26 protein-coding genes and 1 pseudogene are annotated in these 22,236 nt (G+C 73.2%); 6 read left to right on the forward strand and 21 right to left on the reverse strand.

The window, feature by feature from the left end:
* Positions 1-273 precede the first annotated feature (273 nt).
* Both ABZW32_RS08360 and mshA read right to left on the reverse strand, forming a co-directional pair.
* Positions 274-762, reverse strand: a complete 489-nt coding sequence (locus ABZW32_RS08360) for a YbjN domain-containing protein (RefSeq protein WP_356212926.1) — start codon at positions 760-762, stop codon at positions 274-276.
* Positions 755-2,104 (reverse strand): D-inositol-3-phosphate glycosyltransferase, encoded by a 1,350-nt coding sequence (mshA, locus tag ABZW32_RS08365; RefSeq protein ID WP_356213040.1) that lies wholly within the window; start codon positions 2,102-2,104, stop codon positions 755-757. Before mshA ends, ABZW32_RS08360 begins: the two co-directional genes overlap by 8 nt.
* 236 nt (positions 2,105-2,340) lie before the next feature.
* Between mshA and ABZW32_RS08370 the strand changes: the two genes are divergently transcribed.
* The 3 genes from ABZW32_RS08370 to ABZW32_RS08380 all read left to right on the forward strand — a co-directional run bounded on the left by ABZW32_RS08370 (position 2,341) and on the right by ABZW32_RS08380 (position 6,579).
* Positions 2,341-3,153 (forward strand): class I SAM-dependent methyltransferase, encoded by an 813-nt coding sequence (locus ABZW32_RS08370; protein ID WP_356212929.1) that lies wholly within the window; start codon positions 2,341-2,343, stop codon positions 3,151-3,153.
* A gap of 213 nt (positions 3,154-3,366) precedes the next feature.
* Positions 3,367-4,464, forward strand: a complete 1,098-nt coding sequence (locus ABZW32_RS08375; RefSeq protein ID WP_356212932.1) for an NlpC/P60 family protein — start codon at positions 3,367-3,369, stop codon at positions 4,462-4,464.
* 753 nt (positions 4,465-5,217) lie between these two features.
* Positions 5,218-6,579: a fused response regulator/phosphatase gene (locus tag ABZW32_RS08380; RefSeq protein ID WP_356212935.1), complete on the forward strand. Its 1,362-nt coding sequence runs from the start codon at positions 5,218-5,220 to the stop codon at positions 6,577-6,579.
* Positions 6,580-6,655: 76 nt separating this feature from the next.
* Here the strand turns inward: ABZW32_RS08380 and ABZW32_RS08385 are convergent, their stop codons facing one another.
* From ABZW32_RS08385 to ABZW32_RS08400, 4 genes are all read right to left on the reverse strand, one after another.
* The gene (locus ABZW32_RS08385; protein WP_356212938.1) at positions 6,656-6,994 is read right to left on the reverse strand and encodes a DUF2516 family protein; all 339 of its coding nucleotides are present in this window, start codon (positions 6,992-6,994) and stop codon (positions 6,656-6,658) included.
* A gap of 115 nt (positions 6,995-7,109) precedes the next feature.
* Complete coding sequence (locus ABZW32_RS08390; protein ID WP_356212941.1) at positions 7,110-7,709, reverse strand: hypothetical protein; 600 nt, start codon at positions 7,707-7,709, stop codon at positions 7,110-7,112.
* 23 nt (positions 7,710-7,732) lie between these two features.
* On the reverse strand, positions 7,733-8,221 hold the full coding sequence (locus ABZW32_RS08395) for a helix-turn-helix transcriptional regulator (protein WP_356212944.1): 489 nt from the start codon (positions 8,219-8,221) through the stop codon (positions 7,733-7,735).
* Between the two features lie 191 nt (positions 8,222-8,412).
* A complete protein-coding gene (locus ABZW32_RS08400) occupies positions 8,413-8,772 on the reverse strand; it encodes a helix-turn-helix domain-containing protein (RefSeq protein WP_356212947.1) in 360 nt (119 codons plus the stop codon).
* Between ABZW32_RS08400 and ABZW32_RS08405 the strand changes: the two genes are divergently transcribed.
* On the forward strand, positions 8,771-9,697 hold the full coding sequence (locus ABZW32_RS08405) for an NAD(P)-binding domain-containing protein (protein WP_356213043.1): 927 nt from the start codon (positions 8,771-8,773) through the stop codon (positions 9,695-9,697). The genes ABZW32_RS08400 and ABZW32_RS08405 overlap by 2 nt on opposite strands.
* 147 nt (positions 9,698-9,844) lie before the next feature.
* Entirely contained in the window at positions 9,845-10,186 is a 342-nt protein-coding gene (locus ABZW32_RS08410) for a DoxX family protein (RefSeq protein ID WP_356212950.1), read from the forward strand.
* A 30-nt stretch (positions 10,187-10,216) separates the two neighbouring features.
* Here ABZW32_RS08410 and ABZW32_RS08415 read toward each other — a convergent pair whose 3' ends face one another.
* The 4 genes and pseudogenes from ABZW32_RS08415 to ABZW32_RS08430 all read right to left on the reverse strand — a co-directional run bounded on the left by ABZW32_RS08415 (position 10,217) and on the right by ABZW32_RS08430 (position 13,959).
* Positions 10,217-11,107, reverse strand: coding sequence for a sigma-70 family RNA polymerase sigma factor (locus ABZW32_RS08415; protein ID WP_356213046.1), 891 nt, complete (start codon positions 11,105-11,107; stop codon positions 10,217-10,219).
* A gap of 60 nt (positions 11,108-11,167) precedes the next feature.
* A pseudogene (locus ABZW32_RS08420) lies at positions 11,168-11,926 on the reverse strand (putative protein N(5)-glutamine methyltransferase); the annotation flags it as partial.
* Positions 11,927-12,005: 79 nt separating this feature from the next.
* Positions 12,006-13,250 (reverse strand): GNAT family N-acetyltransferase, encoded by a 1,245-nt coding sequence (locus tag ABZW32_RS08425; protein WP_356212953.1) that lies wholly within the window; start codon positions 13,248-13,250, stop codon positions 12,006-12,008.
* A 109-nt stretch (positions 13,251-13,359) separates the two neighbouring features.
* Positions 13,360-13,959, reverse strand: coding sequence for an AmfC protein (locus tag ABZW32_RS08430; RefSeq protein WP_356212956.1), 600 nt, complete (start codon positions 13,957-13,959; stop codon positions 13,360-13,362).
* 133 nt (positions 13,960-14,092) lie between these two features.
* On the opposite strand from ABZW32_RS08430, the gene dtd reads away from it, so the two are divergent.
* Positions 14,093-14,518 (forward strand): D-aminoacyl-tRNA deacylase, encoded by a 426-nt coding sequence (gene dtd, locus ABZW32_RS08435; protein WP_030232309.1) that lies wholly within the window; start codon positions 14,093-14,095, stop codon positions 14,516-14,518.
* A gap of 25 nt (positions 14,519-14,543) precedes the next feature.
* On the opposite strand, the gene ABZW32_RS08440 is transcribed toward dtd, so the two are convergent.
* The 11 genes from ABZW32_RS08440 to ABZW32_RS08490 form a co-directional block, all read right to left on the reverse strand.
* Positions 14,544-15,512, reverse strand: coding sequence for a folate-binding protein (locus ABZW32_RS08440; protein WP_356212959.1), 969 nt, complete (start codon positions 15,510-15,512; stop codon positions 14,544-14,546).
* A gap of 30 nt (positions 15,513-15,542) precedes the next feature.
* On the reverse strand, positions 15,543-15,971 hold the full coding sequence (locus ABZW32_RS08445) for a Fur family transcriptional regulator (protein WP_356212962.1): 429 nt from the start codon (positions 15,969-15,971) through the stop codon (positions 15,543-15,545).
* Between the two features lie 93 nt (positions 15,972-16,064).
* Positions 16,065-16,637, reverse strand: coding sequence for an FABP family protein (locus ABZW32_RS08450; protein ID WP_030232302.1), 573 nt, complete (start codon positions 16,635-16,637; stop codon positions 16,065-16,067).
* A gap of 283 nt (positions 16,638-16,920) precedes the next feature.
* A complete protein-coding gene (locus ABZW32_RS08455) occupies positions 16,921-17,775 on the reverse strand; it encodes a hypothetical protein (RefSeq protein WP_356212965.1) in 855 nt (284 codons plus the stop codon).
* Positions 17,772-18,545, reverse strand: a complete 774-nt coding sequence (locus tag ABZW32_RS08460; protein ID WP_356212968.1) for a hypothetical protein — start codon at positions 18,543-18,545, stop codon at positions 17,772-17,774. The genes ABZW32_RS08455 and ABZW32_RS08460 overlap by 4 nt, the downstream gene beginning before the upstream one ends.
* A complete protein-coding gene (locus tag ABZW32_RS08465; RefSeq protein WP_356212971.1) occupies positions 18,542-19,318 on the reverse strand; it encodes a hypothetical protein in 777 nt (258 codons plus the stop codon). Before ABZW32_RS08465 ends, ABZW32_RS08460 begins: the two co-directional genes overlap by 4 nt.
* A gap of 125 nt (positions 19,319-19,443) precedes the next feature.
* Positions 19,444-19,707, reverse strand: coding sequence for a DUF3099 domain-containing protein (locus tag ABZW32_RS08470; protein ID WP_356212974.1), 264 nt, complete (start codon positions 19,705-19,707; stop codon positions 19,444-19,446).
* A gap of 124 nt (positions 19,708-19,831) precedes the next feature.
* A complete protein-coding gene (locus ABZW32_RS08475) occupies positions 19,832-20,122 on the reverse strand; it encodes a DUF1416 domain-containing protein (RefSeq protein WP_356212977.1) in 291 nt (96 codons plus the stop codon).
* Positions 20,123-20,196: 74 nt separating this feature from the next.
* Entirely contained in the window at positions 20,197-21,045 is an 849-nt protein-coding gene (locus ABZW32_RS08480) for a sulfurtransferase (protein ID WP_356212979.1), read from the reverse strand.
* A gap of 205 nt (positions 21,046-21,250) precedes the next feature.
* The gene (locus ABZW32_RS08485; protein WP_351033174.1) at positions 21,251-21,340 is read right to left on the reverse strand and encodes an Ms5788A family Cys-rich leader peptide; all 90 of its coding nucleotides are present in this window, start codon (positions 21,338-21,340) and stop codon (positions 21,251-21,253) included.
* A 158-nt stretch (positions 21,341-21,498) separates the two neighbouring features.
* Positions 21,499-22,212, reverse strand: a complete 714-nt coding sequence (locus ABZW32_RS08490) for a DUF2993 domain-containing protein (protein WP_356212981.1) — start codon at positions 22,210-22,212, stop codon at positions 21,499-21,501.
* Positions 22,213-22,236 lie beyond the last annotated feature (24 nt).

Raw genomic sequence — 22,236 nt, forward strand, 5'->3', positions numbered from 1 at the left:
GCGTCAGGCCGAAGCACGTCAGGCCGTCGGCCGCATCAGGCCGAGGGCCGCGTCAGGCCACTGGGCGCCTCAGGCCGTCGGCCGCATCAGGCCGAGGGCCGCGTCAGGCCGAGGGCCGCGTCAGGCCACCGGCCGCGTCAGGCCACCGGCCGCCTCAAGCCGCCGGGCGCATCAGGCCGAGGGGCGCGTCAGGCCGAGGGGCGCGTCAGGCCGAGGGCCGCGTCAGGCCACCGGCCGCCTCAAGCCGCCGGCCGCCTCAAGCCGCCGGGCGCATCAGGCCGAAGGGCGCGTCAGGTGTTTGAAGGCGTCCAGGTTGCGGGTGGACTCGCCGCGCGAGACGCGCCACTCGTACTCGCGCCGGATCGCGCTCGCGAAGCCGAGCTCCAGCAGCGTGTTGAAGGCGCCGTCCGCCGCCTCCAGGACGGTCCCGAGGAGGCGGTCCAGGTCCTCCGGGGTGACGACCGACAGCGGGAGCCGGGCCGTGAGGTAGACGTCACCGAGGGGGTCGACGGCGTAGGCCATGCCGTACAGCTTGAGGTTGCGCTCCAGCAGCCAGCGGTGGACGCCCGCCTCGTTCTCGTCGGGGTGGCGGATGACGAAGGCGTTCACCGAGAGGGAGTGGCGGCCGATCCGCAGCGAGCAGGTGGTGCTCAGCTTGCGGGTGCCGGGGAGCTGGACGACGTAGCTGCCCGGCTCGGGGCTCTCCCAGCCCAGCTCGGCGCCGGCCAGCGTGGACTCGATGATCGCGGCGGTGTCAGCCATGGTGGGAGCGTACGCGACGGCGGTGGTCGTGCATGGCCGCGGTGTACACGTCCGCCGTGCCGCTGGCGGCGGTGTCCCAGCCGAAGAACTGGGCGTGCCGGGCGGCCTCGGCGCCCATCCGGTCCGTGAGGGCGGGTTCGTCCACGAACCGGCGCAGTTCGCGCGCGTAGTCGACGGGGTCGTGGCCGGGTACGAGGATGCCCGTCACGCCGTCGTTGACGGCGACGGGGAGACCGCCGACCGAGGCCGCGAGGACGGGGGTGCCGGTGGCCTGGGCCTCGATGGCGACGAGCCCGAAGGACTCGCTGTACGAGGGCATGACCAGGACGGAGGCGGCCCGGAACCAGTCGGCGAGCTGGTCCTGGCGCACGGGCGGGTGGAAGTGCACGAGGTCGGCGATGCCGAGCTTCGCGGCGAGCTTCTGGAGGCCCTCGGGCTTGGCGAGGCCGCTGCCGCTGGGGCCGCCGACGACGGGGACGAAGAGGCGGGTGCGCAGCGAGGGGTCGCGGTCGACGAGCTCGGCGACGGCGCGGAGCAGGATGTCGGGGGCCTTGAGGGGCTGGATGCGGCCGGCGAAGAGCGGGATCACGGCGTCCTGCGGCAGCCCGAGGCGGGCCCGGGCGGCGGCGCGGCCGTCGCCGGTGGTGAAGCGGTCGAGGTTGACGCCGGGGTGCACGACGGCGACCTTGCCGGGGTCGGCCTCGTAGTGGCGGACGAGTTCGTCGGCCTCCTCGGCGGTGTTCGCGATGAGCCGGTCGGCGGCGGCCACGATCTGTGTCTCGCCGATGACGCGGGCGGCCGGTTCGGGGGCGTCGCCAGCGGCGAGGGCGGCGTTCTTGACCTTGGCCATGGTGTGCATGGCGTGGACGAGCGGGACGCCCCAGCGTTCGGCGGCGAGCCAGCCGACGTGGCCCGAGAGCCAGTAGTGGGAGTGCACCAGGTCGTAGTAGCCGGGGCGGTGGCCGGCCCAGGCCTGCATGACGCCGTGGGTGAAGGCGCACAGCTGGGCCGGGAGCTCCTCCTTGGCGAGGCCCTCGTACGGGCCCGCGTCCACGTGCCGGACGAGGACGCCGGGGGCGAGCTCGACGACGGGCGGCAGGCCGCCGGTGGTGGCGCGGGTGAAGACCTCGACCTCGATGTTGATCGCGGCGAGGCGCTTGGCGAGCTCGACGATGTACACGTTCATGCCGCCGGCGTCGCCGGTGCCGGGCTGGTGCAGCGGTGAGGTGTGCACGCTGAGCATGGCCACGCGGCGCGGCTTGCGGTGGTGGCCGACGGCCGGAAGGCGCAGGCGGGGCGGGTCGTGGCGGGTGCCGCGTGCGGCGGCGATGCGGCCGCTGATGCTGCCGCCGAGACGGGACACGTACTGGCTCAAGGGAGCAGTTCCTCTCGCTCGGATCGCTCGGACGACGGGCTGGGCGGGCAGCGCATGCGGGGCGGCATGACTGCGGGAGCGCGGTCGGCGCTCTGCAAGGAGTGCAACCCGGATGGCGGTCCCCCGCATTCCGGGAGGCCCGGACTTCCTCCTCGGTTTGCCGGTTTTTTATCTTGCCGGGCCGCTCGGCATACGCTCGGCGCATGGTCTCCCGCAGCACTCCGCCGTCCCCCAAGCGCCCTGTCGGCACCGTGACGCGCGGGACCACGAACCCGAACCGGCTGCGGCGCATGGACCGCTGGATCGCCGCCACGCACGGGGCGGCGCTGCGCCGCGCCGACGCCCCGGTGGCGGTGGACCTCGGGTACGGGGCCGCGCCCTGGACGGCGGTGGAGCTGCTGGCGCGGCTGCGGGAGGCGGCGCCGCGGGTACGGGTGGTCGGCATCGAGATCGAGCCGGCGCGGGTGGCGGGGGCGAAGCCGTACGAGCGGGAGGGGCTGAGCTTTAGGCACGGCGGCTTCGAGGTGCCGCTGGAGGGCGGTGAGCGCCCGGCCCTGATCCGCGCGGCGAACGTACTGCGCCAGTACGACGAGGAGCAGGTCGCGGAGGTGTGGCAGCGGCTCCGCGACCGGCTGGCCCCGGGCGGGCTGCTGGTGGAGGGGACCTGCGACGAGATCGGGCGGCGGCACGTGTGGGTGGCGCTGGGGCCCGAGGGGCCGCGCACGGTGACGTTCGCGACCCGGCTGGGCTCCCTGGATCGTCCCTCGGACCTGGCGGAGCGGCTGCCGAAGGCACTGATCCACCGGAACGTGCCGGGTGAGCCGGTGCACGCCTTCCTGCGGGACTTCGACCGGGCGTGGGCGGCGGCGGCCCCGTACGCCTCGTACGGGGCGCGGCAGCGGTGGATCCGTACGGCGCGGGCGCTGGCGGCGGACTGGCCGCTGGCGGACGGTCCGGGGCGGTGGCGGCAGGGGGAACTGACCGTGCGCTGGGAGGCGTTGCGCCCGGCGGGGTGAATGTCGGCGCGCGGGGAACCGGTTGCGGGAACCGTCCGTTGAGTCGGCGGGGGTGGGCGAGACATGGGCGGTCATGATCGGGAACGGCATCCGGAAGGGTGTTGGAATTCACCGAGTCGTGGCACCATCCCGGTGACAGTGCCAAGTTACTGATGAATAGTCAGATCTGATGTCGGGTGATGTCCGGTCTGGCTCGGGGCGCCTGGGGGAGCCATGGGGACCGCGAAGCGAGCGTCGTCACGCGTGCAGGGAGTGTCCGCCCTCGCGCTGCTGTGCGCGATGGCGATACTGACGGCCCCCGGGCTGGCGACGGGCAGCGCGCACGCCGCGCCCGCGGCGCCGGCCGCTCCTTCCGCACCGGCGCCCGAGCCGGAGGGCAAGTCCCTGGACCAGGTCCGCAAGGAGATCGAGGACCTCTACCGGCAGGCCGGGACCGCCACGGACGCGTACAACCTCGCGGTGGGCGAGACCAAGGCGCAGTCCGAGCGGATCGTCGAGATCGCCAAGCTGGTGGTGGCGGGCCAGGACCGGATCAGCGGCCTGAAGGACCGCGCGGGCGCCGCCGCCCGCGCCCAGTACCGCTCGGGCGGGCTGCCGCCGGGCGCGGCGCTGGCGCTGAGCGACAGCCCGTCGGCGTACCTGGACGGCGCGGGCCGGCTGCGGCAGGGCGAGAAGGCGACGACGGACCTGCTCTCCGAACTGAACCGGACCCAGACCGACTTGGAGCGGTACGCGAAGGACGCGGGCGCGCTCTGGCAGAAGATGGAGGAGAACCGGGTCAAGCAGGAAGCCGCCAAGAAGGAGATCGAGGACAAGATCAAGGCGGCGGAGGCCCTGGAGAGCCGGCTGGCGGCCGAGGAGAAGGCCCGGCTGATCCAGCTGGAGCAGGAGGCGCAGTACAAGGCGCAGACGGCGTGGCTGTCGTCGGGCGCGATGAAGGACGTCAAGGGCGCGGCGACGGACGCCGGGAAGCGGGCCGTGCAGTTCGCCACGGCGCAGATGGGCAAGCCGTACGAGTGGGGCGCGGAGGGACCGGGCTCCTTCGACTGCTCGGGGCTGACCTCGCAGGCCTGGCTGGCGGCCGGGCGGCCCATCCCGCGGACCTCGCAGGAGCAGTTGCGGCTGTTGCCGAAGGTGGCGCTGAAGGACATGCGGCCCGGCGATCTGATCATCTACTTCGACGACGCGAGCCACGTCGGCATGTACGTCGGTGACGGTGCGATGGTCCACGCCCCGCGCCCCGGGCGCAACATCACGATGGCGGGCGCGGGCTCCATGCCGATCAAGGCCGTGGTCCGCCCCGACGCGTAAGCCCTGGCCGGGCGGTCACGGATCGAGCGGCCCCGGGTCGGGCGGCGCACCCGGGCCGGTCCGCGGCCCCGGTTGGCCCGCGCCCCTGGCCGGTCCGCACCCCCGACCCGGCCCGGACCCCCGGCAGGTCCGCACCCCCGGTTGGCCCGCGGACCCGCGCAGTCCGCGGCCCCGGTTGCCCCGCGGGCCCCGCGCAGTCCGCACCCCCGGACCGGTCCGCGGCCCCGGTCGGGGGCCGTTACCCCGGTCGGGGGGGGCGGACCCGACCCCGAGGCCGTCAGCGCCGCCGGGCCGGCCGCGGGCCCGCCGGCCCGCCCGGAGCTGGAGGGCCCAAGGTCTGCCAGGGACACGGGCCGGTGCGTCTCCCCGAGCCGCCACACCACCCGGACCACAGCCACCGGGCCTGGTCCGCGACCCTGGCCAGGACCAAAGGCGCAACACGGAGGCGGTCAGTGCAGCCGGCCGCCGCGGGCCCGTCGGCGCCGCCGGGGGCGTCCGGGTGTGCGGTTCGCCCGTGCCGCGGACGGGCTCGTTCCAGGGGGCGGCGTCCGGAGACCGGCGGGGCGCCGGCGATCGTGGGGGCCGGTTCCGGGAACGGTGGTGGGGGTCTCGGTGGGCGGACGGGGGGTGGTGACGTTGGTCATCCCGGGAACCCGGTCATCCCCCGCGATAAGGGCATATGACGGAGGCCCTCCCCCTCCCCCACCCCGATGGCCATTCCGCTCGCCGCCACCCGCCCGCTAGGGTCTGCGCATGAGCGCACCCTCGGGGGGAGGGAAGGAACCGGAAACGATGGCCGTACCCGTACCGCGGCAAAGGGAGATCCCGGTCGCGGAGAGCGGTGCGGCGGCCGCGCCGCCGGTCACCGCCACCGCACCCCCGGCGTCACTCACCCTGCTGGTGATAGAAGACGACCCGGCGGGCGGACTCACCGTCCCCGAGATCCTCGACACCGACGGCCACCGCATCCGGCTGCGCAGCGCCCGCAACCTCACCGAGGCCGCGCGGCTGCTGACGCCCGACGTGCACTGCGTCCTGCTGGACCTGGGCCTCGCCCCGTCCGGCACCGGCTCAGGCACCGGCACGGGCACGGCCTCAGGCACCGGCTCCGCCGCCGACGCCGACGCCGACGCCGAGGACGACGGCCTCGCCGTCCTGCGCCAGGTCCTGCGCCTCGCCCCGCGGCACGCGGTCCTCGTCCTGACGTCCGAGGCGGACGCCGACCGCGCCGCCGAGGCGGTCCGCGTCGGCGCCCAGGACTTCCTCTTCCGCGACGAGCTCGACGGCCGGCTCCTGAGCCGGGCCATCCGCTACGCCGTGGAGAGAAAGCGGGCGGACATCGCCCAGTACAAGCTCGCAGAATCGAAACTGCGCGCCCAGGAGAACGCCCGCCTCGAACGCGGCCTGCTCCCCACCCCCCTGCTGGAGGGCTCCGACCTCCGCTTCGCCGCCCGCTACCGGCCCGGCCGCAGCCGGGCCCTGCTCGGCGGGGACTTCTACGACGCCGTCCGCACCCCCGACGGCACCGTCCACGCGATGATCGGCGACGTCTGCGGCCACGGCCCCGACGAGGCCGCCCTCGGCGTCGAGCTGCGCATCGCCTGGCGCGCGCTGACCCTGGCCGGACTCTGCGGCGACGACCTGCTGGCCACCCTCCAGGAGGTCCTGGAGGTGGAGCGGCCCTGCGAGGAGATCTTCGCGACCCTGTGCACCGTGGACATCTCCCCCGACGGCCGCCGCGCGGGCCTGTGCCTGGCCGGCCATCCGGCCCCGCTCATATCGAGGCCGGGCCGCCGCGCGCAGCTGCTCCCGTACGAGAACAGCGGACCGGCGCTGGGCCTGCTGCCCCGGGCCCGCTGGCCCCGCCGCCAGGTCGACCTGGGCGGCACCTGGAGCCTGATGCTCTACACCGACGGCCTCATCGAGGGCCGCATCGGGGAGGGCCGCGAACGGCTGGGCCAGGACGGAATGGTCGAGATGATCAACCGCCACCTGGAGCGCGGCCTGAGCGGTGAGGGCCTGCTGGAGGCCTCCGTCACCGAGGCCCGCCGCCTCAACGGCGGGGAGCTCACCGACGACGTGGCGGTGGTCCTGCTCTCCCGCGCGGCGGGCTGATGCGCCCGGCCGCCGAGGCGTGGACGCCCTGGCGGAGGGCCCGGCGGATGCCCCGGCGGATGCCTCGGCGGACGGCCTAGCGGCCGCCGTTGTACGGGCCGTACGGTCCGTCGCTGCTGCTGCCCCCGCGGCGACGGCCGCCACCGGACACCTGCTTGAGGGCGGGGCGCACGTCGACCATGAACACGATGCTCGCCACCAGGCCCGCGATCTGCAGGAACAGCATCCCGAGGAAGAAGTCCACCAGGAGCGTGACGCCCAGGATGACGCACCAGAACGTCTTGGTCTGCTTCTCGGCCGCCCGGTACGCGTCCTCGCGCGCCATCACCGCGAAGACGAAGGCCACCACGGCGAGCGCCAGCATGGCGTAGCCGAGCAACGGCAGCACCCCGTTGTTGAACCCCTGCATCAGCATCGTCCGGACCGCCTTCTCACCTCGGGCTCACCTGACTCCACGCTACCGCCGGAGTCCCTTTCCCAAACGACAACGAACCGGGCACCGCTCGGGTGCCCGGTCAGCCGTGCGTCGATCAGCTCTCGTCGCCGGACGTGGCGGCGGCCTTCTTGGCCGCGCCGGACGTGCCGCGGCGCGCGGTGGTCTTCCTCGCGGCGGGCTTGTCCCCGGCACCGGTGGACGCCTCGGTGGACGCCTCGGCGGCCGGCTCGGCCTCCGTCGTGGCCTGCGGCTCGGACGCCTCGGGCTCCACGGCCCCGGCGATATCCACGATCTCGTCGGCGACCTCGCCGCGCCAGGACCGTACGGCCTGCTCGCCGTGCTCGGCGACCTTGTCGTAGGTCTCCTTGGCCCGTACGGCGTACTCGGCGGCCACGCCGACGCCGCGCAGCGCCAGGTCCTGGGCGGTCTCGCCCAGCTTCTTCGGGTCGATCGCGCCGAGGACCTCGGTGAACTTCGCGGTGACCGCCTCCTGGGCGACCTTGGCCTTCTCCTGCACGGCCTTGGTGTCCGCGTTCTTCACGGCCTCGATGCGCGCGGGGGCCTCGGCGCGCAGCTGCTCGATGAGGCCGGGCACCTTCTTCGCCTGCTGGACGGCGAGGTCGGCGGTACCGGCGGCGAAGTAGAGGGGGGTGGGGTCGGTGAGGGTCTTCTTCAGGTCATCGGCGATGGCCATGTGCTGGTCCTCCCGGATCACAGTCAGTTCGTAGGGGGCACCGCGGTGGTGTCGGAGTCGGCGCCGGGTCCGGATTCCGGGCCCGCAGCGGGAGCGGAACCCGGAGCGGAAGCCGGAGCGGAGCCCGTGGCGGCGGCGGAGCCGTCCGTCCCGGTCCCGTCGTCCTCCAGGGCGTTCTCCCTGCGGAACGCGTCGTAGATCTGGAGCAGCACCTGCTTCTGCCGCTCGTTGATCGACGGGTCGGAGAGGATGACGGCGCGCGTCTCCACCTCGTCCCGGTCCCGCTCGTCGAGGATCCCGGCCTGCACGTACAGCGTCTCCGCGGAGATCCTCAGCGCCTTGGCCAGCTGCTGGAGGATGTCCGCGCTCGGCTTGCGCAGCCCGCGCTCGATCTGGCTCAGGTACGGATTCGACACCCCGGCGGCGTCGGCGAGCTGCCGCAGCGAGAGCTGGGCCTGCCGCCGCTGCTCGCGGAGGTATTCGCCGAGGTTTCCGACGTTGAGCGATGCCATGCCACGATCCTGCCGCACCCCGCTAACTATTGCAAGCGCATGCTTGCAATAGCTCCCAGTGGCCCCGGCGCCCACTTTTTTGTGGGTACTTGGCCGCGCCCGCCGTCCGGGCGAGGCTTGTCACGAGCGGCCGGCCCGGAGACGGAAGGGAATCGGAAAGGGGACGGACGCGCGACCGGGTCCAGCCCGGCCTAGGAGGCCGAGCGGTCCTCGGGGGCCGCGGTGAGCCGCTCCAGGCGGCGGTGGCCCCAGTCGGAGACCGGGCCCAGCGCCTCGGAGAGTTCGCGGCCGAACCCCGTCAGGGAGTACTCGGTCTTCAGCGGCAGCACGTCGTACACCTCCCGGTGCACCAGGCCGTCCGTCTCCATCTCGCGCAGCGCCCGGGTCAGCACCTTCTCGGTCAGCCCGGGCAGCAGCCGGCGCAGCTCGCCGGGCCGCCGCGGGCCGGATTCCAGCAGCCACAGCAGCGCGGTCTTCCACTTGCCGTCGATCACGGCGATCGCCGCCGTCACCCCGCAGACGTTCGGGTCCAAGGCCCGGCTGCGCGTCATCTTCGCCCCTTTTCCTGTCAGTTCCCGTTGCTCCAGAGGGAGTTCCACCATGCAGTCTGCCGTCACCGTGCTCGGCCTGGGCCCGATGGGCCGGTCCCTGGCCCGCGCCTTCCTGGACGCCGGCCTGTCCGTCACCGTCTGGAACCGGACCCCGGGCCGGGACCACGAGCTGGTCGAACGCGGGGCCGTGGGCGCCGCCTCGGCCGAGGAGGCCGTCGCCGCGAGCTCGCTGAGCGTCATCTGCGTGGTGAACTACGACGCGGCCGACGCCGTCCTGCGGGCCGAACCGGTCGCCCGCGCCCTCAAGGGGCGCACCCTCGTGAACCTCTGCGCCGACACCCCCGACCGGGCCCGGGAGACGGGCGCCTGGGCGGACCGCCACGGCATCCGCTACCTGGACGGCGCGATCATGACCCCGACCACCACCATCGGCACCGCCACCTCGGTGTACATCCACAGCGGCCCGCGGGACCTCTACCGGGAACACCGCCCCCTGCTGGAGGCGCTGGGCGGCACCCACACCCACCTCGGCGAGGACATCGGCCGGGCCGCCGCCTACGACATCGCACTGCTCGACGTCTTCTGGACGGCGATGGCGGGCTACGCGCACGCCGTGGCGCTCGCGCGGGCCGAGGGCATCACCGCGCGGGAACTCGCCCCCTTCGCCCAGGGCATCGGCGCGATCCTGCCGCCGCTGTTCGCGGAGACCGCCGCGGACTTCGACGACGGCGGCTTCTCCGGCGAGGGCAACCCGCTCACCTCGGGGGCGTCGAGCATGGCCCACATCGTCCACGCCTCGGAGGCGCACGGCATCGACGCGGGCGTGATGCGCGCCGCCGAGGGGATGGCCCGGCGGGCCATCGGGCTGGGCCACGGGACGGACGGGTTCATCCGGGTCGCCGAGGTCCTCGGCCGCCACCGCTGACCGGGCCGGCGGGCGCCCCGGAACACCCTCCGGGGCGCCCCGCCGGACCACCTTCCGGAAATTCCTTCCGGAAGGCTGTCACATCCGTACGGCGGCGCGGGTCAAAGGGATGTCGAACGAACGAGACACCGCCCGAAGGAGCCCCCGATGTCCACCACCGCCACCGTCGTCACCCTGATCGCCGCCTTCATGGCCGGATTCTCCGGGGCCTCGGTCTTCCTCCGCGCCGCGTTCGTGGTCGAGCCCCTCGCCCAGTACGGCGTCCCGCGCCGCATCTGGAACCTGCTCGGCGCCGCCAAGACCGCCGGGGCCGTCGGCCTCCTCGTCGGCTTCGCCGTCCCGGCCATCGGGATCGCCGCCGCCATCGGCCTGGTCCTCTACTTCACCGGAGCCGTCATCACCGTCCTGCGGGCCCGCGCCTACGCCCACGCCGTCTTCCCGATGATCTACGCGGCCCCCGCCGTCGCCGTCCTCGCCCTGGTCGCCTGAGACCCGGGCGGGGACGGCGGCGGCCCGCCCTCAGCCCTGCGGGTCCAGGGCGGTCAGGTCCAGCGACTTCAGCCGCTCCGGGTCGGACAGCACGTCGATCGCGACGATCTTCCCGCCGACGACCGTGAAGGCCATCACCGACACGGCCCGGTCCTTGCGCACCACCACGACACCCGCCGCACCGTTGATCAGCGCCGGGCGGACGAACGGGCTGAGCGAGCCGTAGGTGACCGCCTGGCCCGCCACCGTCCGCGCACCGCCCAGTACGACGGTGAGGGCCCCGCCCACACCACCGTCGGAACGCAGCACCACGTCCGGATCGAGTACGGACACCAGCGCCTCGAACCGCCCGTCCCGCGCGGCGGCGAAGAACGCGTCCACCGCCTCCCGCTGGCGCGCGAGGTCCGGATCGGGCGCCGGGGCCTGCGCCCGCACCTTGCGCCGGGCACGGGTGGCCAGCTGCCGGGTCGCGGCGGAGGTCTTCTCGATCAGCGGGGCGATCTCGTCGAACGGCACCGCGAACATGTCGTGCAGGACGAACGCCAGCCGCTCCGCCGGCGACAGCGACTCCATCACCACCATCAGCGCCAGCCCGACCGAGTCGGCCAGCAGCACCTCCTGCTCCGGATCGATCCGCCGCTCGGAACCGATCAGCGGGTCCGGGACCCGGGTCTCCGCCCGCTCCATCGGGTCCTCACGACGCTGCTCGCGCGAGCGCAGCAGGTTCAGGCACACGCGCGACACCACCGTCGTCAGCCACCCGCCGAGGTTCTCGATCCCGGTCGCGTCGGTGCGGTCCAGCCGCAGCCACGCCTCCTGGACCGCGTCGTCGGCCTCGCTCAGCGAGCCGAGCATCCGGTAGGACACCGCTCTCAGACGACCGCGGTGCTCCTCGAAACGCTCGGCCAACGAGGCCGACACCGAGGCCGTCACCGAAGCCGTCACCGTGGGTGTCAGCCGGGGTGTCACCGGGGCCGTCACCGGGGCCGTCCCGATGACCACGGTCGCGTACCGCTCCTCCGAGGTGACCGCCCGCACCGCGAGCCCGCCCGACGTCAGGGCGGACGCCGTCAGCGGCGCCTGCCGGGCGCTGGTCTCGATCAGCAGCCGGCCGCCCGGAGCCAGCCACCGCACGGCGTCCGCGGCCACCCGCCGGTGCACGTCGAGCCCGTCCGCGCCCCCGTCGAGGGAGACCAGCGGCTCGTGGTCGCGGGCCTCGGACGGCATCAGCCCGATCTCCTCCGTCGGCACGTACGGGGCGTTGACCACGAGGACGTCCACCCGCCCGCGCAGCCCCGCCGGGAGCGCCCCGTACAGGTCGCCCTCCCAGACCGCGCCGCCGTACGGGGCCACGTTGCGCCGGGCGTACGCCAGCGCGGCCGGGTCGATGTCGGCCGCGTGCAGCTCGACCCCGCCCGGCACCTGTGAGGCCACCGCCGCCCCGAGGGCGCCGACCCCGCAGCACAGGTCCAGCACCACCGCGCCGGGCCCGGCCAGCGCCACCGCCTCCTCGGCCAGGAACTCGCTGCGCCGACGCGGTACGAAGGCCCCCGCGCCGACCTCCACGCGCAGCCCGCAGAACTCCGCCCAGCCCACGACGTGCTCCAGCGGTTCGCCGGCCGCCCGGCGGGCCACCAGCTCCGCCAGGTGGCCGTCGTCGGTGGCGGCCGCGACCAGCAGGTCGGCTTCCTCCTCGGCGAAGACGCAGCCCGCCGCGCGCAGCCGTTCCACGATCGTCAACACGTCACTCTTCTCCTGGTTTCTCACGATGGTGTCAGGTCCCGCGACCGGAGGATCCGGCGACCGGGAGAGCGCGGGCTCAGAACATGTCCGGGCACCACGGCCTGCGCGCCGTGCGGAAGACCGCGTCCGCGAGTTCCACGGCGCCCGGCCGCTCCCCGGCCACCCGGCCCAGCTCGGCCAGCCGGACCGCCGAGGCCTCGCCGAGGTACAGGGCGCCCAGCGCCGACGCGTCGAGCCGCAGGTCCGCGGGCTCCTCCGTACGGACGCAGGTGCCGTCGCCCGCGTCGAGGCGGTAGCGTCCGCCCGCCGGGCCGTCCGGGTCGGCCACCTCCAGGACGAGCACCCCGGGCACGGCGTACGTCCGCGCGGACAGGGCCCGTACGACGTCCAGCACGCGCACCCACAGGAAGTCGGCGGCGGTCACCAGCCGGGCCGCGCGCGGGTCGGGCAGCAGGTCCGGCACGAGGCTGTCGGGGGCGCGGTAGCCGGTGCGGACCTTGAGCACCCAGTCGATGGAGCACAGGAAGTGCCACAGGGCCCGCTCGGCCGACGGGGTCGGGGCGATCAGGTCCGTGACGTACAGGGTCTGCTGCGGGACCTTCGCGTCGGTCCAGTGGTCGTCGGCCCGGTAGGCGGCCATCCCGGCCACCTCGCCGTCCGCGGTCCGGTACACCGCGAACATCTTCTGCTTGTAGGGGCGGTGGGACATCTCCGCCAGCCCGGTCGTCAGGGCCCACCAGCGGTCGTCCCGCCCGATCGCGCCGTGCGCGGTCGCGCGCAGCCGCTCGTGCAGGGCGGGCCCCACCCGGCGCGCCTCCGCGGCGTCGACGAGGTCGATCCGGCTCCCGTCGGCGGGGAGCGGGCGGTGCCGGTCCAGGCCGGTGCGCGGGACGTCTATCTCCCACTCGGCGAGGGAGGTGGCGGGCCCGAAGCCGTAGCGCCCGTAGATCGGGTACTCGGCGGCGATCAGGGTGGCCAGGACATCACCGCGGGCACGGGCGGCGGCGAGTTCGGCGGCCATCATGCGGGTCAGCACGCCCTGGCGGCGGTGGGTGGCCAGCACGGTGACGTTGGAGACCGCGCTGCACGGGACGGTGGCCCCGCCGGGCACGGTCAGCTCCTGGGTGAAGGAGCGGAAGGTCGCCACGCAGCGGCCGGTGACGGGGTCGAAGCCGCCCTGCACGCGGGCGAGGTCACTGTGGGCGGCGCGCTGCGCCACATCGGATTCGGTCGGGGTGGCCGGGGTGAGGAATCCGGTGTTGAGGGTGGTCAGCCACTCGGGGAGTTCGGATGCGGCGATCGGCCGGACGTCAGCACTCATAACCGGCCACGCTAACGGCCGTACCGCGCCGGGTCGCCCCAATTTCCGCCGGTGGGACGGAAGCTGCCGACGGGGTGCCCGGGGGGCCTGCGGGCGGGGCCGCCGCCCGCTACGCCAGCAGGTCGTCCACCTGTGCCTCGCCCTCCCGGTAGCGGCGGGTGATCTCCGCGCTGGAGTCGTCCGCCGTGCGCTGGAGCTGCTGCCGGCGCCGCGAGACCTGCTGTTCGTACCCGACCAGCCGGCCCATCGCGTCGTGCAGTTCGCCGTCCGTGCGCGCGGCCAGGTCCGACAGCTCGACCTCGGACAGCATCTCCGCCGCCAGCAGCCGGAACTCCTCGTTGTGCGGGGTGCCGAGCGTGACGTGCCGGGCGGAGGCGCTGCGGCTGGAGGGGGCGTCGGCGAGGATCTCCGACAGCCGGTCCACCACCGGCGCCTCGGGGTCCGTACGACGGGCGAGTTCGGCGCGCAGGATGTCGATGCGGCCCTGCAGGAGTCTGCGCACGTAGCTCAGGTCCGCCTCGTCGCGCTGGGCGTCCCGGCGCAGCGCGCGCAGTTCGGGCAGGCCGAGCGCGGTGGCGGGGGTGGTCGGCCCCGGGTCGCCGGTCCGCTGCGCGGGCGGCCGGGCCGCCGGTGCGGCGGCCTGTGGCACGGGTACTGCGGATGTTGTGGGTGCTGCGGGTGCAGGTACGGAGGTACCAGGAATATTCATGTGAACGTGTCCGTCCCCTCGACCGGTGCTGGGGGGCACCGCCTGCGTGCATGGTGCCACTCCGTGTGGTGTGGACGCAGTCCCAGTGCACCCGATCGGCCCCGGACGGGTGCACGCCTGGTACACAGGTGGTATGCGAGCAGTGGTGCAGAGGGTGGACGGCGCGAGCGTCGTGGTGGCCGGCGAGACGGTGGGCGAGATCGTCGGCGAGGGCTTGTGCGTGCTGGTGGGGGTGACCCACGACGACACTCCGGAGAAGGCGGCGCTGCTGGCGCGCAAGCTCTGGTCGGTGCGGATCCTGGAGGCGGAGAAGTCCTGCAGCGACATCGGGGCGCCGCTGCTGGTGATCTCCCAGTTCACGCTCTACGGGGACGCCCGCAAGGGCCGCCGCCCCACGTGGAACGCGGCTGCGCCCGGTCCGGTGGCGGAGCCGCTGGTCGACGAGGTGGTGGCGCAGCTGCGGGCGCTGGGCGCGACGGTGGAGACGGGCCGGTTCGGCGCGGACATGCGGGTCTCGCTGACCAACCACGGCCCGTTCACCATCGTCATCGACATCTAGGACGCGTCCCGCTGCGGCCGTCCCGCTACGGCGCTACGACGACCTCCTGCGCGGCGGCCGTGTTCCCGGCCAGCAGCGGGGCGTCGACCGGGACGTTCCGCTTGACCAGCGCGAGGGCGATGGGCCCCAGCTCGTGGTGGCGCACGGCCGTGGTGACGAAGCCGAGCTGACGGCCCTCCTCGCCGTCGGCGGCGAGCCGTACGGGCGCGCCGTGCGGCGGGAGCAGCACCTCGGAGCCGTCCAGGTGCAGGAAGACCAGGCGGCGCGGGGGCTTCCCCAGGTTGTGGACGCGGGCCACCGTCTCCTGGCCGCGGTAGCAGCCCTTCTGGAGGTGGACGGCGGTGCCGAGCCAGCCCAGCTCGTGCGGGATGGTGCGGTGGTCGGTCTCCAGGCCGAGCCGGGGCCGGTGGGCCTCGACGCGCAGGGCCTCGTAGGCGAGGAGTCCGGCGGCGGGGCCGTGCGCGGCGGCGAAGGCCTCCAGGGCCTCGCGCGGGAGGAACACGTCGCGGCCGTGGGCGGTCTCGCGCACGGTGTGTTCCGCGGCGACCTCGGTGATGGAGCCGGCCGGGAGGTGGACGACGGCGAAGGCGTCGGTGCGGTCGGCGACCTCGACGCGGTAGAAGAACTTCATCGCCTCCAGGTAGGCGATCAGCGCCTCCTGGGTGCCGGGCTCGACGTGGGCCCACACGGTCTCGCCGTCGTCGACGAGGTAGAGGGCGTGCTCGATGTGCCCGTTGGCGGAGAGGATCAGCGCCTCGGTGGCCTGGCCGGCCGGGAGGTCGCTGACGTGCTGGGTGAGCAGCAGGTGCAGCCAGGCGAGGCGGTCCGGTCCGGTGACGGTGACGACCCCGCGGTGGGAGAGGTCGACGAAGCCGCGGCCGTCGGCGAGGGCGCGCTGTTCGCCGTAGAGCTCTCCGTAGTGGGCGGCGACGCCCTCGTCACGGCCTTCGGCCGGTACGGCACCGCTGAGGTGGAGCAAGGGGCTGCTGGTCATGACACCCAGCCTACGACCCCGCCGCCGTCCTCACTGAGGGCGTTCGGCGGCGCACTTCGCACACCGGCCGAAGATCGCGAAGTGCTTCATGTCGGTCTCGAAGCCGAAGGTGGCGCGCAGCTTCGCGGTGAACTCGGCGGCGATGTCGAGGTCGGCCTCGATCACCTCGGTGCAGTCGCGGCAGACCAGGTGGATGTGGTGGTGCCGGTCGGCGAGGTGGTACGTGGGCGCGCCGTGCCCGAGGTGGGCGTGCGAGACGAGTTTCAGCTCTTCGAGCAGCTCCAGGGTCCGGTAGACGGTGGAGATGTTGACCCCGGAGGCGGTCTTGCGCACCTCGACGAGGATCTCGTCGGGGGTGGCGTGTTCGAGGGCGTCGACGGCTTCGAGCACGAGCTGGCGCTGCGGTGTCAGCCGGTAGCCGCGCTGCCGCAGGTCGGTCTTCCAGTCGGTGGTCGCCACCCGGCCAGTGTAAGCGCGGCAAGGGGACCGCGGGCCAGGCCGCGGTCCCCTTCCTCACGTTCCTCAGGTCTGCGTGCGTCGTGCCCCGCCGGCTCAGCGGAAGAAGGCGATGCCGTCCTCGGGGAGCTCCGGGAGGTTGCGCGCCATGTCGGCGATCTCCTCCGGGGTGACGACCTTCTTGAGCTGGGCCGACATGTAGGGGCGCAGCTCGACCTCGGGGGTGGCCTTCTCGCCGACCCACATCAGGTCGCTCTTCACGTACCCGTAGAGGCGCTTTCCGCCGCTGTACGGGCCGGAGGCGGCCGTACGGGCCACCGCGTCGGTGACCACGTCGATCTGGGGCTTCTGGTCGGCGAGCTCGCCGTACCAGACCTCGACGACGCCCTGGTCGCGGACCATGACGATCTCGACCTTGCGGTCGGCGTCGATGCGCCAGTAGCCCGACTCGGACTCCAGCGGGCGCACCTTGTTGCCCTCGGCGTCGAGGACCCAGGTGTGGGAGGTGTACTCCAGGAAGTCCCGGCCGTCGTGGCTGAAGACGACTTCCTGGCCGAAGTTGCACTTCTCTTCGCCGGGGAAGTCGAAGACGCCGGCGCCCTCCCAGTTGCCGAGGAGGAAGGCGAGGGGGACGAGGCCCGGGTTCAGGTCGGACGGGATCTGGATCATGGTTGGCTGCTCAGGCGATCTGTGGGAGGGGTTCCGGGGCGGTCGGCCGGTCGGCTGCTGCTCAGCGCTGACCCTGGTACAGCTTCTTGACGGCCAGGCCGGTGAAGGCCATGACGCCGACGCAGACCAGGACCAGCAGGGAGGTGAAGACTGCCTCAAGCACGGTGTGCTCCTCGGAGGATTCGGTGCGGTGTACGGGCCGGTCCCCAAGCCTACTGGCCCGGGGACCGGCGCACGGAGCGAGGTGGGCCGTAGGGCGGAGCCGGGGCCGGGGAGGGTGGGGTCAGCTCAGCAGCTGGCTCTGGAGAATCACCGTCTGGTGGAAGGGGACGACGGGCGTCGCGCCCTTGCCGGTGTGGATGATCACCGCCTGGACGTCACCCGCCTGGAGGCACCCGAGCCGGGTCCGTCCGGGCCCGGCCGACGGCGCCTCCCGGTACAGGCTGATCTCGCTGCTGCTGAGGGTCCCGGAGCCCTGGAAGCCCTGGCCCGCGAACATGCCGTTCTGCGAGCTCTTGGCCTTGCTCCAGTCCGTGTCGGGCTCGAAGGCTCCGGCACCGGCCAGCCGGGTGCCGATGGCACAGCTGCCGGAGGTGTCGACGGCTTCGGCGGACGTGAAACGCAGCAGGTAGACGCGGGACCGGGTGCCGTCCGGCATCGTCCAGCCACGGCCGGCGATCTGGAGGAGCCCCTCGTTCTCGATGACCGTGCGGCGCTTGGCCCGCTCGTCGGGGGCGTACTCCTCCAGGAAGGCGTCGAGGGACACCACCGCGTCCTTGCCCGCCTTGAAGCCGCTGTCGGTGCGGGCTCCGGCGGGAGCGGGCAGGAGCAGGGCGGAAAGCGGCGCGTAGTGCCGCCGCTCCTTGTTGTCCTCCGCCTTCGGCAGGGGGGCTCCGGCCGGCAGGGTGGGCTTGGCCAGCACGGGGTAGGCCCAGCGGCCGTCCCCCCGGGTGGACAGCCCGGGGAGGTCGGTGCGCTGCGCGTGGATCGTCCCGTACGCCGTTGCCGTGGCGGCGGCGCCGAAGACCAGGACGGCGGCGGTCCAGCGCAGCACGGCGCGCAGCCCGCGCCGCTCCTCGCGGGGTGGCGCGGGGGCTTCGGGATCCGGGGTGGCCCCGGAGGTGTTCTGCTCGCTCACACGGACTCCCCGGGGGACTTCACACGGCCCAGCTGCTTCTTGAACAGGTCGGTCGCCTCGACGTCCGAGAACCGGGACCTGGGGCCGTACGCGCGGAACCCGACCAGGAGGTCTCCCTCGACGGCCAGGCATTCGACGGTCGGGATCCGGTCCTTCTCCTTCCGCTCCTCGGGGCCCACGTCGGCCGCGGCGCACCGGGCGTCGGGGTAGCCGTCCACCTTCGGCCCCGGGCGGTCCCTGCCGCCCACTGCCATGAGCTTCTCGGCGAGGTCGGCGAACACGGCGAGGGCCTGGGGGTCGGCCTGGGTGAGGCGGATCTCCGCGACGCCGCCCTGCGCGGCGCTCTGGGCGAGGAGGTAGCTGCGTCCCGCGAAGCCCTTGATGCGGAAGGCCCCCAGTTCCTTGTCGAGGCTGCCGCGCGCCTCGCCGGAGAGGCCGGGCAAGGACTCCTTGAACATCTGGACCGCGCGGTCACCCGTGACGGAGAAGTTGTTGCCCTCCGGGCCGATGTCGGGCCCCGGGGTCAGCTCGTACCCGGTCGGCAGCAGCTTGGCGGCGAGCGCGTTCGGCGGGACGGTGGGCACGGCCTTCGGGGACTGGGCGGGCCGGGGCTCCTCGGGGACCCAGTACCGGGTGGGCGCGCTGCGGTCCGCGGCTTCGAGCTCGCCGGAGGCCCAGAAGCCGGCGCCCGCGAGGACGGCGAGGGCGACCGAGCCACCGGTCAGGGTGGCGGCCGTACGACGGCTCCTGCGGTTCCGCTCGTCGGTCACAGCCGCTCCCACTGTCGCTTGGCCAGTTCGACGACGGCGTCCTCGTCGATGTCGGTCCCGTCGTTCCAGTACTTGACGTCCATGACGACGTCCCCCCGCCGGGCGATGGCCCGGGCACCGCGGGTCGGTACGGCGCCGGGCTCCTGGTGCGCCTTCGAGTCGACCCAGAGGTGGCCGAAGTCCGCCGGGACGCCGGGCAGGTCCTCGCCGGCGTTGCCCGCGTGGGCCGGATCCGCCATGTAACCGTGCCCGCGCTGGAATCCGGCCGCTCCCGTGCGCTGGCGGTACTGCACCAGCCGGATGGTGACGGAGGTCCGCCCGTGCTCGCGCCAGCGCAGGGTGGCGATCCGCCGCACCCCTTCACGGAGCAGGTTGTCGATGCCGACGTCGGGGTCCTTGTAGTAGTCCGCGGCGTACTCGTCGGGCGACTCCGGCCCGGAGTACTGGACGTCCGCGCCGGCGGGCGTCTCCACGAGCAGCCGGGTCAGGTCGTCCTCGGCCTTGCCCCAGCGGTTGGCGTTGATCGAGCGCAGGCTCGTGTCGGCGTTCGCGGCGACCGGCGCCGGCGTGTCGATCGACTGCTGCGCGAGCGGCGGCAGCGGGGTCGGCGCGCGGTGGTACTGGACCGCGTAGCCGGTGACGGTCCCTGCCAGGACCCCCAGGACCAGGGCGGTGGCGATCAGGAGCGTGGTGCGGCCCCGGCGCCGGCGCCGGGCGCGCGGCGCGCCGGCCGCGGCTTCCGTGTCCGGTCTGTCCGGCCGTTCGTGTTCCAAGGCTGGTCCCCCCACAGGACTGAAGGCATCCGGTCGGGTGACCGGCGCACACCCAAGACCCGCTGCGGCGGCGACCGGTTGTACTCGTGCCTATTACATTTTTGTATAGGGGCACGGGGGAAGGATCAGTCCTCGCGGCGCCGCTTTCCGTCCAGTTCGTCCCACCATTCGTCCGATTTCGGATCCCCGGAGGGGTCGTCCCACCAGCGGTCGTCGGGGCCTCGGTGGTTCGCGACCATCGCGGCGACCGGCGGGATGACCATGGCGACCACGCACAGGGCCACCGCCGCCTCCACGGAGAACAGGCGCACGAAGGACCAGGCGGAGACGAACAGGAACAGGCATCCGCCCATCAGCAGGAAGTAGGCGCGCCGGCGCCGGGCGTACATACCTCCAGCGTAGGGCCGTCCCCCGCCGGTGCAAGGCTCCGGACGGCACGAAGGGCCGCACCCCGGTCCAGTGGCGTCCAACCCCCGGGGGTGCGGCCCTTCGGCCGGTTCAGCTGTCGGTCGTTCAGACCGCGATCGCGACGTCCGTCACGCCGCCGGCCTCGGCGACCACGACGGCGCGGTCGGCCTGGGCACCCGGGATGAGCGCGCGCAGCGTCCAGGAGCCGGGGGCCGCGTAGAAGCGGAACTGGCCGGTCGCGGAGGTCGGGACCTCGGCGGTGAACTCGCCGGTCGAGTCCAGCAGGCGGACGTATCCGCCGACGGGCTCGCCGTCCTTGGTCACCTGGCCCTGGATCGCGGTCTCACCGGGCTTCAGCGTCGCGAGGTCGGGCCCGCCGATCTGTGCTCCACACATGTTCTCTGTCCTGTCCTAGAGAGGTTCTGCTGCTACGGGGCGCCGGGCGTCGCGTGCCCGGGCCTGCGGCGGGATTACTTGTTGGGGCCGAGCTCGATCGGCACGCCGACGAGCGAGCCGTACTCGGTCCAGGAGCCGTCGTAGTTCTTGACGTTCTCCTGGCCCAGGAGCTCGTGCAGCACGAACCACGTGAGCGCGGAGCGCTCACCGATGCGGCAGTAGGCGATGGTGTCCTTCGTGTCGAGGTCGACGCCCTCCGCCTGGTACAGGGCGGTCAGCTCGTCGTCCGACTTGAAGGTGCCGTCGTCGTTGGCGTTCTTCGACCACGGGATGTTGCGGGCGCTCGGCACGTGGCCGGGGCGCTGCGACTGCTCCTGCGGGAGGTGCGCCGGGGCGAGCAGCTTGCCGGAGAACTCGTCGGGCGAGCGGACGTCGACCAGGTTCTGGACGTTGATCGCGGCCACGACGTCGTCGCGGAAGGCGCGGATCGAGCTGTCCTGCGGCTTGGCCTTGTACGCGGTGGCCGGGCGGTTCGGGACGTCCTTGCCGTCGACCAGGTCGCGGGAGTCGAGCTCCCACTTCTTGCGGCCGCCGTCGAGGAGGCGGACGTCCTGGTGGCCGTAGAGCTTGAAGTACCAGTAGGCGTAGGACGCGAACCAGTTGTTGTTGCCGCCGTAGAGGACGACGGTGTCGTCGTTGGAGATGCCCTTGGCGGAGAGGAGCTTCTCGAAGCCCTCCTGGTCCACGAAGTCGCGGCGGACCGGGTCCTGGAGGTCGCTCTTCCAGTCGATCCGGACGGCGTTGGTGATGTGGTTCTTGTCGTACGCGGACGTGTCCTCGTCCACCTCGACGATGACGACGTTGGCGTCGTTCAGGTGGGCCTCGACCCAGTCGGCGTCGACGAGGACGTCGCTGCGGCTCATGGTGTTCTCCTCCGGGGCAGTGTGCGGCGGGGCGGTGCTGGTGCAGTGCAGCTGCGGGGCGGTGCTGGTGCGTACGTGCCGTTCCGGGTGGCGCGCTCGGGACCTGCGCGGGGAGGCGACAGGGGGCAGGAGGCGGGAAGCGGGGGCGGTCACGCCGCGGATGAAGGGCCGTCGTCCGGCCGGTGGAGCGGAAGGCTCACACCGCTCAAATGGAGCGACAGAGCATGGCGGCGACGCGACACAGGTCTACTGCCCGCCGCTTCGTGAGGTCCGCCTGCTGATGCTTCATAGCCATGGATCGTAGGGACGAATCAGCCGCCCTGTCACCGGCGTGTCATATTTCGAGACAGGATCGTCCGCATCGCGGGATGAGAAAGCCCCGGACGGCCGCCTCGCGGCCTCCGGGGCTCTTCGTTCGGCCCGTCCTTCTGCAGGTCGGACCGCGTCGTCTCACTATCCGGCCAGCACCACGTCCGTGCCGCTCAGCGTGATGTGCACGCCCTGCGCGTCCGAGGTCAGCCCGGTGAGCGCGAGCCCGGCCGGCAGGTTCCCGTCGATGCGGCGGTCGAAGTCGGTCCGCTTGCGGATCACGCTCTCGATGCCGGGTATCCCCTCGCCCGGCACGGACTCCGCGCGCACCCGGACGACCTTCCCGTTCTTCCCGTCCTTCGCATCCACCAGGGAGACGGTCGACACCACGTCACGGGTCAGGCGCTGACCGAGGAAATCCACCGTCGCGGTCACCTTCACCTTGCCCGGCGCGCCGCCGTAGGTGAGGTTCACCCCGCTCTGGGAGGCCTCGGTGAGGTCCGGGTAGGAGATCAGCGCGGTGCCCTCCGCCCGCTTGGCGGTACCGCCGCTGTAGCCGTCGTTCAGCTTCACCTCGCGGAAGCTGGCGTCGAGCTCCGTCAGCCGCGTCTTGCGGCCGTCGGCGGCGGCGTCGACGCCCTTCAGCTTCAGGTCCACCCGCTCCAGGTCGTGGCTGAGCGCCTGGGTCAGGAACGGGAAGCCGTGGATGTTCACCTCCACGCTCCCCGCGAGCCCCTGGCGGGCCTGGAGGCGGTCGGCGAGCCGGTTCTCGGCATAGCCGACCGCCCAGCGGTCCGCGCCCACGAACAGGGCCCCCAGAACCACTCCGACGATCAGTACGAAGCGCAGGAAACGCAACGGACCCTCCCCCTACTTATCGGT

Source organism: Streptomyces sp. NPDC004667, from assembly GCF_040609475.1.
In the GTDB taxonomy this organism is placed as follows: domain Bacteria; phylum Actinomycetota; class Actinomycetes; order Streptomycetales; family Streptomycetaceae; genus Streptomyces.